17 protein-coding genes and 1 pseudogene are annotated in these 16858 nt (G+C 60.4%); 5 read left to right on the top strand and 13 right to left on the bottom strand.

Annotated features, from left to right (window positions below):
- The first annotated feature begins 330 nt into the window (after positions 1–330).
- Together ACQ4N9_RS24785 and ACQ4N9_RS24780 are read left to right on the top strand one after the other, a co-directional pair.
- On the top strand, positions 331–1695 hold the full coding sequence (locus ACQ4N9_RS24785; RefSeq protein WP_390967193.1) for a glutamine synthetase family protein: 1365 nt from the start codon (positions 331–333) through the stop codon (positions 1693–1695).
- A 26-nt stretch (positions 1696–1721) separates the two neighbouring features.
- Positions 1722–3029, top strand: a complete 1308-nt coding sequence (locus tag ACQ4N9_RS24780) for an NAD(P)/FAD-dependent oxidoreductase (RefSeq protein ID WP_390967192.1) — start codon at positions 1722–1724, stop codon at positions 3027–3029.
- A gap of 113 nt (positions 3030–3142) precedes the next feature.
- On the opposite strand, the gene fadD1 is transcribed toward ACQ4N9_RS24780, so the two are convergent.
- Positions 3143–4840, bottom strand: a complete 1698-nt coding sequence (fadD1, locus tag ACQ4N9_RS24775; protein ID WP_390967191.1) for a long-chain-fatty-acid--CoA ligase FadD1 — start codon at positions 4838–4840, stop codon at positions 3143–3145.
- 341 nt (positions 4841–5181) lie between these two features.
- Positions 5182–6870 (bottom strand): long-chain-fatty-acid--CoA ligase FadD2, encoded by a 1689-nt coding sequence (fadD2, locus tag ACQ4N9_RS24770; protein WP_390967190.1) that lies wholly within the window; start codon positions 6868–6870, stop codon positions 5182–5184.
- A gap of 202 nt (positions 6871–7072) precedes the next feature.
- On the opposite strand from fadD2, the gene ACQ4N9_RS24765 reads away from it, so the two are divergent.
- Both ACQ4N9_RS24765 and ACQ4N9_RS24760 read left to right on the top strand, forming a co-directional pair.
- Positions 7073–8017 carry an alpha/beta hydrolase gene (locus ACQ4N9_RS24765; RefSeq protein ID WP_390967189.1) on the top strand — a complete coding sequence of 315 codons (945 nt, stop codon included), beginning with the start codon at positions 7073–7075 and terminating at the stop codon, positions 8015–8017.
- 34 nt (positions 8018–8051) lie between these two features.
- Positions 8052–8522 carry a MaoC family dehydratase gene (locus ACQ4N9_RS24760; protein ID WP_347148530.1) on the top strand — a complete coding sequence of 157 codons (471 nt, stop codon included), beginning with the start codon at positions 8052–8054 and terminating at the stop codon, positions 8520–8522.
- A gap of 223 nt (positions 8523–8745) precedes the next feature.
- On the opposite strand, the gene ACQ4N9_RS24755 is transcribed toward ACQ4N9_RS24760, so the two are convergent.
- The 5 genes from ACQ4N9_RS24755 to ACQ4N9_RS24735 all read right to left on the bottom strand — a co-directional run bounded on the left by ACQ4N9_RS24755 (position 8746) and on the right by ACQ4N9_RS24735 (position 11873).
- Entirely contained in the window at positions 8746–9984 is a 1239-nt protein-coding gene (locus ACQ4N9_RS24755) for an RNA polymerase sigma factor (RefSeq protein ID WP_390967188.1), read from the bottom strand.
- Positions 9984–10469, bottom strand: coding sequence for an SRPBCC family protein (locus ACQ4N9_RS24750; protein WP_390967187.1), 486 nt, complete (start codon positions 10467–10469; stop codon positions 9984–9986). The genes ACQ4N9_RS24755 and ACQ4N9_RS24750 overlap by 1 nt, the downstream gene beginning before the upstream one ends.
- 15 nt (positions 10470–10484) lie before the next feature.
- Positions 10485–10829 (bottom strand): YciI family protein, encoded by a 345-nt coding sequence (locus ACQ4N9_RS24745; RefSeq protein WP_323828522.1) that lies wholly within the window; start codon positions 10827–10829, stop codon positions 10485–10487.
- 42 nt (positions 10830–10871) lie between these two features.
- Positions 10872–11297 carry a YybH family protein gene (locus ACQ4N9_RS24740; protein WP_390967186.1) on the bottom strand — a complete coding sequence of 142 codons (426 nt, stop codon included), beginning with the start codon at positions 11295–11297 and terminating at the stop codon, positions 10872–10874.
- A gap of 105 nt (positions 11298–11402) precedes the next feature.
- Positions 11403–11873: a GyrI-like domain-containing protein gene (locus ACQ4N9_RS24735; RefSeq protein ID WP_390967185.1), complete on the bottom strand. Its 471-nt coding sequence runs from the start codon at positions 11871–11873 to the stop codon at positions 11403–11405.
- A gap of 94 nt (positions 11874–11967) precedes the next feature.
- Between ACQ4N9_RS24735 and ACQ4N9_RS24730 the strand changes: the two genes are divergently transcribed.
- Complete coding sequence (locus tag ACQ4N9_RS24730) at positions 11968–12777, top strand: helix-turn-helix transcriptional regulator (protein ID WP_390967184.1); 810 nt, start codon at positions 11968–11970, stop codon at positions 12775–12777.
- A gap of 98 nt (positions 12778–12875) precedes the next feature.
- On the opposite strand, the gene ACQ4N9_RS24725 is transcribed toward ACQ4N9_RS24730, so the two are convergent.
- From ACQ4N9_RS24725 to ACQ4N9_RS24700, 6 genes and pseudogenes are all read right to left on the bottom strand, one after another.
- Complete coding sequence (locus ACQ4N9_RS24725; RefSeq protein WP_390967183.1) at positions 12876–13265, bottom strand: hypothetical protein; 390 nt, start codon at positions 13263–13265, stop codon at positions 12876–12878.
- A 185-nt stretch (positions 13266–13450) separates the two neighbouring features.
- Positions 13451–13828 (bottom strand): hypothetical protein, encoded by a 378-nt coding sequence (locus tag ACQ4N9_RS24720; RefSeq protein ID WP_390967182.1) that lies wholly within the window; start codon positions 13826–13828, stop codon positions 13451–13453.
- Positions 13829–13851: 23 nt separating this feature from the next.
- The gene (locus ACQ4N9_RS24715) at positions 13852–14019 is read right to left on the bottom strand and encodes a polymorphic toxin type 47 domain-containing protein (protein WP_390967331.1); all 168 of its coding nucleotides are present in this window, start codon (positions 14017–14019) and stop codon (positions 13852–13854) included.
- A gap of 32 nt (positions 14020–14051) precedes the next feature.
- On the bottom strand, positions 14052–14444 hold the full coding sequence (locus ACQ4N9_RS24710) for a hypothetical protein (protein ID WP_390967181.1): 393 nt from the start codon (positions 14442–14444) through the stop codon (positions 14052–14054).
- Positions 14445–14978: 534 nt separating this feature from the next.
- Positions 14979–15734 carry a hypothetical protein gene (locus tag ACQ4N9_RS24705; protein ID WP_390967180.1) on the bottom strand — a complete coding sequence of 252 codons (756 nt, stop codon included), beginning with the start codon at positions 15732–15734 and terminating at the stop codon, positions 14979–14981.
- Between the two features lies 1 nt (position 15735).
- Positions 15736–16836: pseudogene (locus ACQ4N9_RS24700) on the bottom strand (RHS repeat-associated core domain-containing protein); the annotation flags it as partial.
- Positions 16837–16858: the final 22 nt, after the last annotated feature.

Below are 16858 nucleotides of genomic sequence, written 5' to 3'. Positions count from 1 at the left end.
TTTAGCCGAACGCGGAATGAACGTCGCCATTCACTGCTTTAATCAACCTTACGCACCATGTGAGTATCCAAGGCATGCTCCCCGACCCGCTCATCGCCCGCCCGCTGCCTCGCCCTTCGCTGCCGAAGGCCAGGGCCCGTGCCGGCGAGAATCCGCTGGTGCATGTCATCCTCGCCTTCTGGGCCCTGTGGCACTGCCGTCACGCGCGCCCACCAGACACCTCGCTCGCCACTCACTGACCCGTTGCGGCATCACTGCCGACCTTTTCAGTACGACCGACCGAACCTCAACGGCGGTCCTGTGCGCCCGTGGGCGCGAGCGAATTCCACCATGCACTTTGCACCCGCAGAGCAAGCCAGGCGCTTCCTGGCCGACAACCCCGATATCGACCTGATCGAACTGTTCATCCTCGACGCCAACGGCGTGCCACGCGGCAAGCTGCTGCACCGCGATGAACTGCTGGCGGTGTTCGAAACCGGCCGCCCGCTGCCGAGCACCATCCTCGGCCTTACCCTCAACGGCGACGACGTGGAAAACTCCGGCCTGGTCTGGGATGTCGGCGACATCGATTGCCGCGCCTACCCGCTGCAAGGCAGCCTGGTGCGCCTGCCCTGGCGCCGGGTGCCGACCGCGGCGGTGCAGGTCAGCATGCATCCCAGCGAAGGCATGCCAGCCAGCATCGCCGACCCGCGCCACATACTGCTGCGCACCATCGATGCGCTCAAGGCCGACGGTTACTACCCGGTGATGGCCTGCGAGCTGGAGTTCTACCTGCTCGACCAGCAGCGCGATGCCCAGGGCCGCCCGCAACCGGCGCTGGACAACGATGGCGGCCGACCGCGCACTACACAGGTCTATGGCCTGCGCGAACTGGAACAGATCGAACCTTTCCTCGCCGACCTCTATGCCGCCTGCAAGGCCCAGGGCATCCCGGCACGCACGGCGATCTCCGAATATGCCCCGGGCCAAGTCGAAATCACCCTGGAGCATGGCGATGCGCTGGAGGCGATGGATCAGGCCGTGCGCTATAAACGCCTGGTCAAAGGCGTCGCCCACGCCCACGGCATGCAGGCCTGCTTCATGGCCAAGCCGTTCGCCCAGCTGGCCGGCACCGGCATGCACATGCACCTGAGCCTGGCCGATGCCGACGGCAACAACCTGTTCGCCAGCGAGGACAAGGCCGGCACCCCGCTGCTGCGCCAGGCGGTCGCCGGCATGCTGCGCCACCTGCGCGAATCGCTGCTGCTGTTCTGCCCCAACGCCAACTCGTACCGCCGCTTCCAGGCCAACAGCTATGCGCCGCTGGCGCCGACCTGGGGCGTCGACAACCGCACCGTCAGCCTGCGCGTGCCGGGCGGGCCGGCCAACAGCCGGCATGTGGAGCACCGCATCTGTGGCGCCGACGCCAACCCCTACCTGGCCGCCGCAGCGATTCTGGCCGCCAGCCACCAAGGCATTCGCGAGCAGCTAGACCCGGGCGCACCGGTGCAAGGCAACGGCTATGCCCAGGCCACCGAGCACCTGCCCACCGACTGGCTCACCACCCTTGATGCCCTGGAACGTTCGGCGTGGGCCCGGGAAGCCTTCGGCGAGGCCTTCCTGGGTGTGTACCTGAAGGTCAAGCGCGCCGAGTACCGCCAGTTCATGGCCGAAGTGGGCGAGCAGGACTGGCGCTGGTACCTGCACCAGGCCTGACAGACGAATTACAACAAGGAACACTCATGAACGCAGCAGTGAACAAGGGGCCGGCCCAGCGCGCGCCGTCCTATTACAGCGCCAGCCTCAACGACCACAGCGAATACCCCACCCTCAAGGGCACGGTGCAGGTCGACGTGGCGATCATCGGCGGCGGTTTCACCGGCGTGGCCACCGCAGTGGAACTGGCCGAGCGCGGCCTGAAGGTCGCCATCGTCGAGACCAACCGCATTGGCTGGGGCGCCAGCGGGCGTAACGGCGGGCAGGTGACCGGCAGCCTGTCGGGCGACGAGGCCATGCGCACGCAGATGCGTGAACGGCTCGGTGCCGAGGTGGATGACTTCATCTGGCACCTGCGCTGGCGCGGGCACCAGATCATCGAGCAGCGGGTGGAGCGCTATGGCATCGCCTGCGACCTCAAGCGCGGCCACCTGCATGCGGCGATGAAACCCTCGCACCTGCACGAACTGCGCGCCTTCGAGGCCGAGGCCCAGCGCCGCGGCATGGGCGACCAGGTGCAATTGCTCGACCGCGCCGCCATGGCCGAGCACCTGCAAAGCCCGCTGTACATCGGCGCACTGAAGAACCGCCGCAACCTGCACCTGCACCCGCTCAACCTGTGCCTGGGCGAGGCCCGCGCGGCCCACAGCCTGGGCGCACTGATCTTCGAAAACTCCGAGGTCCTGGACATCATCCACGGGCCACGCCCGGCGGTGGTCACCGCCCACGGCCGGATCGAAGCGCGGCAGGTGATGCTGGCCGGCGATGTCTACCACAAGCTGGAAAAGCGCCAGCTCAAGGGCAAGATCTTCCCGGCCATGGGCGGCATCGTCACCACCGCGCCACTGGGCGAACTGGCCGCGCAGATCAACCCCCAGGACCTGGCGGTATACGACTGCCGCTTCGTCCTCGACTACTACCGCCTGACCGCCGACAAGCGCCTGCTGTTCGGCGGTGGCGCCAACTATTCCGGGCGTGATTCGCGGGATATCGAAGCCGAACTGCGCCCGTGCATCGAACGCACCTTCCCGGCGCTCAAGGGCGTGCCGATCGAGTTCCAGTGGAGCTGCGCCATGGGCATCGTGGTCAACCGCATCCCGCAGCTGGGCAAGCTGTCGGACAACGTGTGGTACTGCCAGGGTTATTCCGGGCATGGCATCGCCACCAGCCACATCATGGGCGAGATCATGGCCGAGGCATTGACCGGGACGCTGGAGAAATTCGACACCTTTGCGGCGTGCAAGCACATCAAGGTGCCGATGGGGGATCTGCTGGGGAATCCGCTGTTGGCGGCGGGGATGTGGTACTACCAGATGCTTGAAAAGCTGCGCTGATTTTCACTGGCCCATTCGCGGGTAAACCCGCTCCCACAGGTTCATCGCCGCTTCTGAAAACGGCGCGACTCCTGTGGGAGCGGGTTTACCCGCGAAGAGGCCGGTGAAGGCTATCAGGCGATCTTCTTCAGGCCCTGCTTCTTCAGCTCTTCATCACGCAGCTCGCGGCGCAGGATCTTGCCGACGTTGGTGGTCGGCAGTGCATCGCGGAACTCGATGTAGCGCGGCACCTTGTAGCCGGTGACGTTGGCGCGCATGTGCTCCAACACCTGCTCCTTGGTGACGGTCATGCCTGGCTTGACCACGATGAACACCTTGATCACCTCGCCGGATTTTTCGTCCGGCACGCCGATGGCAGCGCACTGCAGCACACCCGGCAAGGCGGCGAGCACGTCTTCGAGCTCGTTGGGGTACACGTTGAAACCCGAGACCAGGATCATGTCCTTCTTGCGGTCGACGATGCGCATGTAGCCGTCCGGCTGGATCACGGCGATGTCGCCGGTCTTCAGCCAGCCATTGCTGTCGAGGATCTCGGCGGTGGCCTCTTCACGCTGCCAGTAGCCCTTCATCACCTGCGGGCCCTTGATGCACAGTTCGCCTACTTCGCCCAGCGGCAGTTCCTGACCGTTGTCGTCGATGACCTTGCACAGGGTCGAGGGTACCGGGATGCCGATGGTGCCGACCTGGTTGGCCTCGGACGGGTTGACCGTCGCCACCGGGCTGGTCTCGGTCATGCCGTAACCTTCACAGATGGCGCAGCCGGTCACCGTCCTCCAGCGCTCGGCCACGCTCTGCTGCAGCGCCATGCCACCGGACAAGGTGATTTTCAGCCCCGAGAAATCCAGGTTGCGGAAGGTTTCGTTGTTGCACAGGGCGACGAACAAGGTGTTCAGGCCGACGAAGCCGCTGAACTTCCACTTGCCCAGCTCCTTGACCATGGCCGGCAGGTCGCGCGGGTTGCTGATGAGTATGTTGTGGTTACCGATCAGCATCATGGCCATGCAATGGAAGGTGAAGGCGTAGATGTGGTACAGCGGCAGCGGGGTGATGAGGATCTCGCAGCCTTCGTGCAGGTTCGAGCCCATCAGCGCGCGACACTGCAGCATGTTGGCGACCAGGTTGCGGTGGGTGAGCATCGCGCCCTTGGCCACGCCGGTGGTGCCGCCGGTGTACTGCAGCACTGCCACATCGTTGGCCTGCGGGTTGGCCTCGGTCACCGCGCCGCCCTTGCCCAGGGCCAGCGCATCGTTGAAGCGCACGGCCTTGGGCAGGTTGTAGGCCGGCACCATTTTCTTCACGTACTTGATGACGCTGTTGACCAGCAAGCGCTTGAGCGGTGGCAACAGGTCGGCCACTTCGGTGACAATGACGTGCTTGACCTGGGTCTTCGGCACGACCTTCTCGGCCAGGTGCGCCATGTTGGCCAGGCACACCAGCGCCTTGGCGCCGGAATCGTTGAACTGGTGCTCCAGCTCCCGCGCGGTGTACAGCGGGTTGGTGTTGACCACGATCAGCCCGGCACGCATGGCGCCGAACACGGCGACAGGGTATTGCAGGACGTTGGGCAACTGGACGGCTATGCGATCGCCCGGCTTCAGGTCGGTATGCTGCTGCAGCCAGGCGGCAAAGGCGCCGGACAGCGCATACAGTTCGCCGTAGGTGATGGTCTTGCCCAGGTTGCTAAAGGCAGGTTTGTCGGCAAAGCGTTGGCAGGATTGCTTGAGAACCGCCTGGATATTGGGGAATTCGTCAGGATTGATGTCCGCCGTGACCCCGGCTGGGTACTTATCCTTCCAAAAATGTTCGATCATGGAAGCCCGCTCCTTCAGCAACAGCGAATTCGGTACGCGTCGATGCGCTTATTATTGATATGCGAAGCCGGCTCATTGCAAACCGGATCCTGGGAAAGCGCGCCGAGAGTAACAGCTTTACCAGGGGTCGCCTAGAGGCCGAAACAGGCCTCCCGGTCACAAAAATGACTCAAAGAAATGTACAAGTCATTTTTAGAGTATTTAGCCAAAGTGTCGCAATATCGGCTGAAAATGCCGAAATAGAGCCATTACTGCTATGGGAGCGGGTTCACCCGCGAACTTGGCAGTGGCCCCGCCTACGCGTTCGCGGGTAAACCCGCTCCCACAGGACCTGCAAAGCCTCAGGCGATATCGCGCAGCTCCCGACGCAAGATCTTGCCCACCGGTGTCATCGGCAACGAATCACGAAGGACGATGTGCTTGGGCACCTTGTAGCCGGTGAAGTTGGCCTTGCAGTAAGCCTTGAGCTCGTCAACGCTCAGCCCCCCCGCGCGCGGCACCACGAACAGCTTGACCGCCTCGCCGGAACGTTCGTCCGGTACACCGATGGCCGCACAGCTGGCCACCTGCGGGTGGTTCATCACCACGTCCTCGATTTCGTTGGGGTACACGTTGAAACCCGAGACGATGATCATGTCCTTCTTGCGGTCGACGATGCGGGTGAAGCCGTCCGGGTCGATGATCGCAATGTCGCCGGTCTTGAACCAGCCTTCGGCATCCAGCGCCTGGGCCGTGGCTTGCGGTTGCTGCCAGTAGCCCTTCATCACCTGCGGCCCCTTGATGCACAGCTCGCCGCGCTCACCCAGCGGCTGCTCGTTACCCTCGTCGTCTATCACCTTGAATGCCGTACCGACCACCGGGATGCCCACCGTCCCCAACCGCGCCAGTTGGCCGTAAGGGTTGGTACTGGCCACCGGGGACGTCTCGGTCAGGCCGTAGCCTTCGACGATGCGACAGCCGGTCAGGGCTTCCCAGCGCTCGGCGGTGGCCTTGACCAGCGCCGTACCGCCGGAGTTGGTGACCTTGAGCGCGGAAAAATCCAGGGATTTGAAGCCGGGGTGGTCCATCAAGGCGACGAACAGTGTGTTCAGCCCCAGCAGCCCCGAGAACCGCCACTTGCCCAGCTCCTTGATGAAGCCCGATATGTCGCGGGGGTTGGTGATCAGCACGTTGTGGTTGCCGGTGACCATCATGCACATGCAGTTCGCGGTGAATGCATAGATGTGATACAGCGGCAGCGGCGCAATCATGACCTCCTGGCCTTCCTTGATCAGCGGCTGGCCGTCGGGGCCATGCTGGGCGAAGCAAGCCAATACCTGCAGCATGTTGGCCACCAGGTTGCCGTGGCTGAGCATCGCGCCCTTGGCCAGGCCGGTAGTGCCGCCGGTGTACTGCAGCACGGCGATATCGTCGTGCACTTGCGGCACCGCTTTGTGGGTCAGCCCACGCCCCAGGCGCAACACCTGCTTGAACGACACGGCCTGGGGCAACTGGTAGGCGGGCACCATCTTCTTCAGTTTGTCGACCACGGTATTGATCAACCAGCCCTTGGCGGCGGGCAGCAGGTCGCCCATCTTCGCCTCGATCAGGTACTCGATGCCGGTGTCGGGCAACACCTCCTGCACGCGGCTGCCGAACATGTTCAGGTAGACCAGCGCGCGGGCCCCGGAGTCCTTGAACTGGTGGCGCATCTCGCGTGCGGTGTACAGCGGGTTGGTGTTGACCACCACCAGCCCGGCACGCAGGGCGCCGAACACGGCGATGGGGTACTGCAGCACGTTGGGCATCTGCACCGCGATGCGGTCGCCCGGTACCAGGTCGGTATGCTGCTGCAGCCAAGCGGCGAAGGCCGCGGAGTGGCGTTCGAGCTCGGCATAGCTGAGGGTCACGCCCAGGTTGCTGAATGCCGGGCGGTCGGCGAAGCGCTTGCAGGAGCGCTCGAAAACATCGACGACGGACGCATAGGCCGTCAAATCCAGTGTGGAAGGCACGCCCGCCGGGCGCTTGTCGTTCCAGAAATCGGCTTGCATTTATTGTTGTTCCTCTGCCGGGACCTTCCCTGACCTTGATGCCAGGTGGCAAAAAGGCGTTCTGCCGACGTTAGCAGTTCGGCCCAAGGTGGCAAATACGCCAAGTGCTGCCATTAACATTGTGAATCTTATTTATGCCCTTCCTGCAATTGTGGCCTTTGCGCATACACTGTTCCTCGAACTCCGTGCGCAAGGACCCGCCATGCCCCATGACGCCTTCTGGCTGCCCGCCAGCGAGCATTGCAGCCTGTACGTGCACCAATGGCTGCCGGCCACGCCGGTCAAGGCCGTGGTGTTGCTGGCCCATGGCATGGCCGAGCATGCCGGGCGCTACCAGCGCCTGGGGCATGCCCTGAATGACGCCGGTTACGCCCTGTTCGCGCCCGACCTGCGTGGCCACGGGCGCACCGCCGAACTGGGCCACCTCGGCCTGTTCGCCAGCCACAATGGCTGGAATGCCGTGGTCAACGACCTGGGCTTGCTGGCCCAGCACATCGGCCAGCAGTTTCCCGGCACACCGCTGTTCCTGTTCGGCCACAGCATGGGCAGCTATATCGCCCAGGCCTACCTGCTGCACCACAGCGCCAGCCTGCAGGGGGCGATCCTCAGCGGCTCGAACTTCCAGCCTGCAGCGCTGTACCGCAGCGCGCGCCTGATCGCTCGGCTCGAAGCCTGGCGCCAGGGGCCGCTGGGCAAGAGCGCGTTGATCGACTGGCTGTCGTTCGGTGCGTTCAACAAGGCGTTCAAGCCCAACCGAACTGCCTTCGACTGGCTCAGCCGCGACCCGGACGAGGTGGACAAGTACATCGCCGACCCGCTGTGCGGCTTTCGCTGCAGCAACCAACTGTGGCTCGACCTGCTGCAGGGCCTGGCGCAGATCAGCCAGGCCAAGCACCTCGCGCAGATCGATCCGAACCTGCCAGTGCTGGTCATTGGCGGTGAATGTGATCCGGTGAGTGCCGGCAAGCGTCTCACGGTTCTGGCCGACGCCCTGCGCGCGACCGGCAACCGCCACGTGCAGTTGCGCGTCTATCCTGGCGCACGGCACGAAGTGCTCAACGAAACCCATCGCGACGAGGTCTGCGCCGATATCATCGGCTGGCTGGAGCAGGCGCTGGCCCTTGGCCGCCCTGCCCGCAGTGAATGATAGGCAGCCTCGCCCGCCCCACAAGGAAGCCCCGATGACCCAGGTCAGCAACACGCCTTACGAAGCCCTCGAAGTCGGCCAGAAAGCTGAGTACAAGAAGTCCGTGGAAGAACGCGACATCCAGCTGTTCGCCGCGATGTCCGGTGACCACAACCCGGTGCACCTCGACGCCGAGTTCGCCGCCAAGAGCATGTTCCGCGAACGCATCGCCCACGGCATGTTCAGCGGTGCGCTGATCAGCGCCGCGGTGGCCTGCACCCTGCCTGGCCCCGGCACTATCTACCTGGGTCAGCAGATGAGCTTCCAGAAGCCGGTAAAGATCGGCGACACCCTGACCGTGCGCCTGGAAGTGCTCGAGAAGCTGCCCAAGTTCAAGGTGCGCATCGCCACCAACGTGTACAACCAGAACGACGAGCTGGTGGTCGCCGGTGAGGCCGAGATCCTGGCGCCGCGCAAGCTGCAGACCGTCGAACTGGTGAGCCCGCCGAATTTCGTCGCCAGCTGATCACTGTTTTTAGGGGGCCTTGCAGGCCCCTTTCGCTGGCAAGCCAGCTCCCACATGGATCGTGCCACGCTCATGTGAGAGCAACTGTCTTTGTAGGAGCAACTGTCTTACTCCACTGCTAAAGCTAGCGCGATCCCTGTGGGAGCCGGCTTGCCGGCGATGAGGCCAGTGCGAGTGACACCAGGCAGTTGCCCCACAGAGCACGGGCTTGCGAGGGTTGTGCCTAGCCCAGCTCGCGCAGGCGTCGCTCGATATGCCGCCGTTCCGGCCCCTGCCGGGTCAGCGCCAATGCCTGCTGCCAGGCACTGCGGGCCTGTTCGATGTTGCCCAGCTGCCGATGCAGCTCGGCCCGCGCGGCATGGGCCAGGTGATAATCACCCAGCTCGCCCCGCCCAAGTATGGCCTCCACGGCCTGCAGTCCCACCTGCGCACCATCCCGACGAGCCAGCGCCGCCGCATGGTTCAGCTCGACCACCGGTGACGGCCAATGCCGTTGCAGCACCTCATACAACCCGACCACCTCATCCCAGTCCGTGGCTGCGGCGCTGGGTGCCTCGGCATGGACTGCGGCAATCGCCGCCTGCAGGCTGTAGGGCCCGAACGCGCGGCTGCGCAATGCCCGCTGCACCAACTGACAACCTTCCTCGATCTGCGCGCGATCCCACAGGCTGCGGTCCTGCTCATCGAGCACCACCAGTTCGCCTTCGGCATCGCTGCGCGCTCTTTGCCGCGAGGCCTGCAGCAGCATCAACGCCAACAGGCCGAGCACCTCGGCATCCGGCAGCAACTGCCCAACCAGGCGGCCCAGGCGAATAGCCTCATCGGTCAACGCCTGGGTCACCACGTCTTCGCCCGTCGAAGCCGAATAGCCTTCGTTGAACACCAGGTAGATCACCCGCAACACGCTTTCCAGACGCTCGGGCAACTCGTTCATGGCGGGCACCTGGTAGGGGATCCTGGCATCACGGATTTTCGCCTTGGCGCGCACAATACGCTGGGCGATGGTCGTCGGGCTCTGCAGGAAGGCACGGGCGATCTGCTCGGTGGTGAGGTCGCACACCTCGCGCAGGGTCAGCGCCACCTGGGCATCGAAGGCCAGCGACGGGTGGCAGCAGGTGAAGATCAGACGCAGACGATCGTCGGCCAGCAGCTCCTCATCGCCGGGATCGTGCGCCTCGCCTTCGAGCAGCATGATCAGCTCGGCCTGGGAACGGTCGAAACGGGCACGCCGGCGCAAGGCGTCGATAGCCTTGAAACGCCCGGTCGAGACCAGCCAGGCCCGCGGATTGTCGGGGATGCCGTCGCGCTGCCAACGCTCGACGGCAATGAAGAAGGCATCGTGCATGGCCTCCTCGGCCAGGTCGAAATCCCCCAGCAAGCGGATCAGGGTAGCCAGGATGCGCCGCGAGTCGCGGCGATAGACCGCCTCGACCTCCTCGCGTACCTGCGCCGGCGCTTGCATCAGTCCGGCATCCGCTGGGTCACTACCTCCACCAGGCGGTCCAGGCTTTCTCCCCAGCCCTGATGAAAGCCCATTTCTTCATGGGCAAGGCAGTCGGCGGCACTCCAGTGCCAGGCACGCGCGGTATAGCGGGTCTTGCCATGCTCTTCGTCGAAGGTGACCACGGCGGTCATGAAGGCCTTCTCCGACGGCACCCACCCTGGGCGGAAAGCGTCGGTGAAGACCAGCCGGTGCGGTGGGTGGATTTCCAGGAACACGCCCTGATGCGGGTATTCGCTGCCGTCAGGCGCACGCATCAAGGTGCGGAACAGCCCACCCGTCCACAGTTGCATCTCGCATTCCGGGGTGGTCATGCCGTGCGGCCCCCACCACTGCATCAGCCATTGGGGTTCGGTCCAGGCCCGGAACACCTTGGCCGGCGGGGCATCGATCAGGCGGCTGATGGACAGCTCGTGCGGGGCCTGTAGCGGTTGCACCAGTGTCATGCTGGTTGTTCTCCTTCAGGGTTGCAGTTCGCGTACGGGCCGCACTTCAACACTGCCAACCCGTGCAGCCGGGATGCCCTTGGCGATGTTCAGCGCCTCGTTGAGGTCGCGGGCATCGACCAGGTAGAAGCCCGCCAGCTGCTCCTTGGTTTCGGCGAACGGGCCGTCGGTGAGGCTCATGTGCCCACCGCGCACGCGTACCGTGGTCGCCGTCTGCACAGGCTTCAGCGCCTCGGCGGCGAGCATGCGCCCGGAGCCCTGGATGGACTGGGCGTAGGCCATGCATTCGGCGTCTTCGGGGCTGTCGGGCAGGCTGTGCAACAGCCCTTCATCACAGTAGACCAGGCACAGGTATTTCATGATCGTCTCCAGCGTGAGGTGGCGATGGGCGGTCGACAGGCTTCAGGGCTTGAGGTCGAACAGGGCTTTTTGCGTTTCCATGTCGAAGGGTGCCGACCAGTGCTCATGGATGACCTGCCATTGACCCGCCTGACGCCGGTACGCCACCGTGACCCGCATGAAACCGCACTGGCTTTCATCGTCAGAGGGCCCGCAGCGGTTGAGCCAGTGGGCCAGGCCCAGGTCGCCGTCGGCATGCACGGTCAGTTGCGCCACTTCGAATACCATGGGGCCGGTGCAAAAACCCATGCACATTTCCCAGTGCGCGCGGTAGGCGGCCTTGCCCTTGAACTGCAGGGCCTGGATCGCATCGAAGGCGAGGATGTCGTCGGCGTAGGGGGCGACTATCTTGTCGACATCGCGATCACGCACGACCTGGATCCAGTGCTCGATCAGTTGGCGGATTTCTTGTTCGGCTGCGCTGTTCATCGATGTGTCCTCCGGACGTTGGGGCGACGGCGTTGATATTGCGTTCACCTTTGGTCGAACGGGGATCGGGCAAATCGACAGTGCCTGGGAGAATTTCCCGTCGCCTCAGCGGCGCTCGAGCGGAATCCAGATTTCCATGACGGCCTGCGGGTCGGCAGGGTCGAACCCGGCCGGGTAACGCTCGAACACTGCGGCATTGGCCGAGCGCTCGCCGGAGGCAGGCAGCCACTGCTGGAAAATGCCGTCGAAGGTCGCCTTGATACCCTGCAGGCTGCCGTGGTGTTCGAACACTGCGTAATGCTGCGGCGAGAGCGTCAGGTGAGTGAAGCCGGCGGGCAACTCGGCAGTCGCAGCAACCTCGACGCCGGCCAGATAGTCGAAGCCACCCTGGCCGTCGGGGTTGTAGCACACACCATAACTGTCATGGCCATGGGCGCCGGGCACATGCCCGATATGCGGCCCGAAGCGCTGCCACAGGCGCGGCAGCCCACTGAGATCGGCCATGCTGAAACGCTCGGCGAAGCCGACGAGGGTCAGCGCCCGGCCATCTTCGTAGCGAACGGGGATCGGGCTCATCATCATTGGTCTCGCTGAATTGACGTGGCGGCCATTGCACCGGGCCATGCTGGTTCGATAGCGTAGCCCAGATCCGCCAGAGGGAAGCGCCCCCATGCCGTTGACCAGCCAACCCCTGCTCGCCTGCGCACAGCTGGAGTTGTCGTGGGTGCACGCGCAGGGCAGTGCCAGTTTTGCTCGCCATACCCACGACGAATACGTGCTGGGTGCCAATTTGCGAGGTGCCGAACAGATATGGCTGGACGGTCGCGAGCTGGCTGTACCCGCCCGCCGCGTAACCTTGTACAACCCATTGGCCGTGCAGGCTTCGACCTTCGGCCCGGACGGCGTTGAATACATCAGCCTGCACCTGGCGACCGACACCCTGCGCCAGGTGATCGGTGACAATAATCTGCGCTCGACCGACCAGCCCCCGGCGTTCGAGCAGGGCATCCTCGAGCACCCCGGCCTGTTTACAGCCCTGCTCGACCTGGCCCGGGCCGACGCTGGCGAGCGCGAGCAGGCATTGCTGTTGCTGGTGGCGCAATTGCTCGAACAACCCACGGTTACGCCCGGCGAGCAGTCGCTCGCTGTCAGCCGCAGCCTGGCCGCGATGCACGCGAGCCTCGACAGCCGCCTGGAGCTTGAGCAACTGGCGCAGCTGGCCGGGCTCAGCAAATACCACTACGCGCGCTGCTTCAAGAAAGCCACCGGCCTTGGGCCGCTGCAGTACCACATGCAGCTGCGCCTGATCGAAGCGCGGCGCCGCCTGCGCGCAGGCCAGCACCCGCAGGACGTGGCGCTCGGCCTGGGCTTTTATGACCAGAGCCACTTCATCGGTGCCTTCCGTCGCGTGCACGGGGTAACCCCGCAGCACTACGCTGCCCGCTACAAGGGTGGCGTGGCCAGGATGAACTCGCGGTAACCGGAGAGGACCACGTACAATTCTCGAGGCATTTAGGTCCGAGTGAGCTGGCAACGCAGCACCAGCCTTTTGCAGTCAATAAAAATCGTGGCACCCCATCACTCTACCCGCGACCAGACCACTTCATCACTATCACCACAAAACACCAACACTTTCTTTGCCGAGTCAATCAGCCAGTATATAAACCCAGTGGTCTCATGCAGCAACAACTGCAAATCCTTTGGCGACTGAAATTGCCAAACATGCCACTCATTATCCACCACCATCAAATAGACAAAACTCTCTTCCTGGCAAACTACCTTCCTCCAAAAATCAGCATCATAACAACTACTAGCTTCCCTAATATAACGAGGATCCAACCCACCACCCGATTCATAAAAAATTTCTACGTAGTTCAGAAACTCATCGAGCTCCGCACCAAGCACGCGAACAACCTCAATGGAATTATTCAACAATTCCTCTTCAATCTCTTTCTGCAAATAGCTCATATCTCGCTTACGTCCCTTCCGCATCTCGCAAGCCACCCATGACTTCCGAAACCTCACGACAACAGAGGCCAACCGAACTAACACTACTCCGCTTCAATAGCGTAGTATTTTCTCGCGACAGCAACAAACCAAACGCACCCATCAAATAGTACACGCCCACCACAACACTCAAACACCACGTAAGCTTACTCTACATGCGACCAGACCACTTCATCGCTATCTCCAAAAAACACTAAAACCTTCTTGGCAGAATCTAGCAACCAAAAAACATACCTCGTTGTTTCCGCTATAAGCAGCTGTAGATCCTCTTTGCTTTCGAACCTCCAAGCATGCCAATCACTATCTCGAACAAACAGATAAACAAAGTTATCCGACTGCCTTGATATCTTGCTCCAGAAATTTTTATCATAGCGAACCATCGGCCTCTGCCTGTAAGCGAACTCAAAACAAGCACCACTACCATAAAAATTATGACTCAAATAATCCATAAGCCCTTTCAAATGCTCACCTTCTATCCGCTCCACATTTAGCGAATGCAGAGCTATCTCCTCTTCAATTTCCAACTTCAAATACTCCATACAACCTACTACCCCTCTGACGCTCTGCCTCTTGCAACATGTACTCGTTGAACGAGAATATGCCCACTTAATGACCCGGCACGCCTGCGCTTCCCAGCAGTCTGGTAACCAATGTGCGGGACTTTCGGGCCAAGCTGACTTGCTGCAAGCCCTGGATCATCTCCCAAACCCTTCATATCTCGGTCAACACGCCCCTCCTCCAACACAATCACTCGATTCGCGACCAATGCACGCAATCACTATCCCCGAAATAGACCAACACGCGTCTTGCAGCATCAAGCAGCCAAAATCTAAACGCCGTAGTTTCGTTTATCAAAAGCTGTAACCCCTCCTTACCCTCAAACTTCCAGGCATGCCACTTTTCATCCACTACCAACAAGTACACAAACTCCACATGATGCTTGGATATGCCTCTCCAGAAATTTTCGTCATAATACCTACAAGCCCTCTGCATATAAAACGAATCAAGATTTCCGCAACCACCATAAAAATTCAAATCTAAATAATCTAGCAAGCCTCGCAACTCCATCTCTTCAACCCGCTCAGCCTTAATCGAATTAGCCTTAATTTCTTCTTCAATTTCAATCTTTAAATACTCCACATCACCGTCCCTTCTCAGTGGATATTTTACCCCTACTCACATGGACTCTCTGCACAAGTATGTGGCCTCTCACACCACCCACGCGCGCCCGTTTACGGCGGCTTCTTCATGCAGAAAATGATTACCCCCTTCATCCAACCTATATCTTTCAAAGACTACATTTTTATCACATCACTCCTCTATATACTTCGCACCATCACGCATAGAGCAAACAACATACTCCTCCACATACTCAAGCGACATACAAAATCCATCAGCATTCAAAAATCTGGAATGCTGCGCGGGTCACTATCACACCCTAGAAAGACCCCCGACATTTCTGTACCAATGCCTTCAAGATTTAACAGCCGCTCAAGCAAAACACCAATAAAACTTTCACGCCCCAAGCTTTACACAAATTGAAATCATGCAGGCAGGCACTCATTATTTCACTTTCAACCTTATTTAGCACACTCAACCCTCTACCGCCTCACGACCTGACAAAAATTGACAACTTCTCCAACTAGAACACCAGAGCAAACACCGCATAACCTTCTAAAGATCATGCCTTACATCATCAAAATTTTCATAGAGCTTCACCAATCTATTACAGGCAGCCATTATCGCTACCCTTTCAGACCCAACACCTTCAGATCGGACGTTTTTTTCACACCAATCACGGATATAAAAAGCCCCAACAGACATGGAACAAACGATATACTCATCCATATAACCAAATGACATCTCAACCCCTTTTCCACTCAAATGCGCTGGAATATTTTCCGGATCCTCATCACACCCCAGATAAACCCCAGACATACCTATACTTACCCCCTTGAAACTCAAGAGAGACTCAAGCAGATCCTCAATACAACCATTCACACCAAAGCCAGAACAAAGAAAAACACCCAAAAGGCAATCTTTTGGAATTTCATTCTTAACAAGGACCGTCATACCACCGTAAAGCCTCACCAACTTATCACAAGAGTTACTCACCCTCTCCTTTTCCGCGACCACATTAGCACTACACCACTCCTCTATGAATTTAGCACCTTCAACCATTGAGCAAACAACATACCTATCCATATACTCAAACGACATATCAAAACCCTCAATATCCAGGTAATCGGGAATACTGAGGGGGTCGCTATCACACCCAAGATAGACACCTGCCATTTCCAACCCAACACACTTTAAGTCCAGAAGCCCATCGAGCAAAACACCTATAAAACTCCGACACTCCAAGCTACTCGTCACTTCAAAAACATCCATACAAGCTTTCATCACCCTCTCATCACTAGCGTTAATCATACTAGCCTCCTTCGATAGATGGATGAAAGTTAGTGATAACCTTAGTATTCTCATCCATATAAATAGTAAATCTTATTCCACCATGATAAGCGCTATAGGAACGTTTCCCCTGCTTAACCTTTTCATCGTATTTACTCAAAGCCGCTCTGAGACCGCTGAGATACAAACTATCCGTAGGATGCTTAACTTCATCATAAACCGTTTTCGGATTTTGAAATTTCTTTACACCAATCACAGTCCCGTCCCGCCCCAGTAAATCCCGCCCATAAAAAACCTGAGTAATCCCATCCACATCACCTGGAGCTTCCGAAATTATATGCAGCCGCCTTTCATCCACCACCCTCATAAATTCACTTCGACTATGCGCCCCTTTAACTCCATGCTTCTGGCTAAAGCCGTCAAACCTCTCCATATGTTGCTTTATCCCCTTGTTAACTGGCATTCCCCGATAGGTGAATACCTCCGGACAACACGCCTCCAACCCCAACGGATCCACCCACCCCGTCGGGTTCACACCATACAAATACCCATTAACCCCACCCGCCAGTCCAATCGGATCCGGCGTCAGGTAGCGCCCGGTCTGCGGGTTGTAATAGCGGTGCCGGTTGTAATGCAGCCCGGTTTCTTCATCGTAGTACTGCCCCTGGAAGCGCAGGGGATTGTCGACCTGGTCCACGTCCAGCCGCAGCACGTGGCCGTAGGCGCGGTAGCGCGCCGACCAGCGGATGCGGCCATTGACGGCGGTCAGCTCCTGGGGAGTGCCAAGGTGGTCGAGGTGGTAGTGCAGGGCCTCGGCGGGGGTGTCGCCGTCGCGTAGCAGCATCACCATCGGGCGGAAGCTGCCGGGTTCGTACACGTAGCTGCGCCAGCGACCCTGGCAGTGCTCGGCCAGCAGGCGCTCGCCTTGCCAGATGAAGGCGGTTTCGGTGCCGTCGACGTCCTTGGACACGCGCCGTCCGAAGGTATCGTAGCGGTAGCGGGCTTGGCGGCCGTCGGGCAGCTGGACGCTGGCAAGGCGGTGCTGGCTGTCGTACTGGTAATCGGTGACCAGCTGCTGGCCGTGGCCGCGGCGTTCGCTGGCCTGGTTGCCGAAGCGGTCGTAGGTGGTCTCTAAAATCCATCAG

The organism is Pseudomonas sp. ES1 (assembly GCF_050586605.1).
Lineage (GTDB): Bacteria > Pseudomonadota > Gammaproteobacteria > Pseudomonadales > Pseudomonadaceae > Aquipseudomonas > Aquipseudomonas sichuanensis.
The sequence above is the reverse complement of the archived record's forward strand: the minus strand, read 5'-3'. Positions and strand labels throughout refer to the sequence as shown.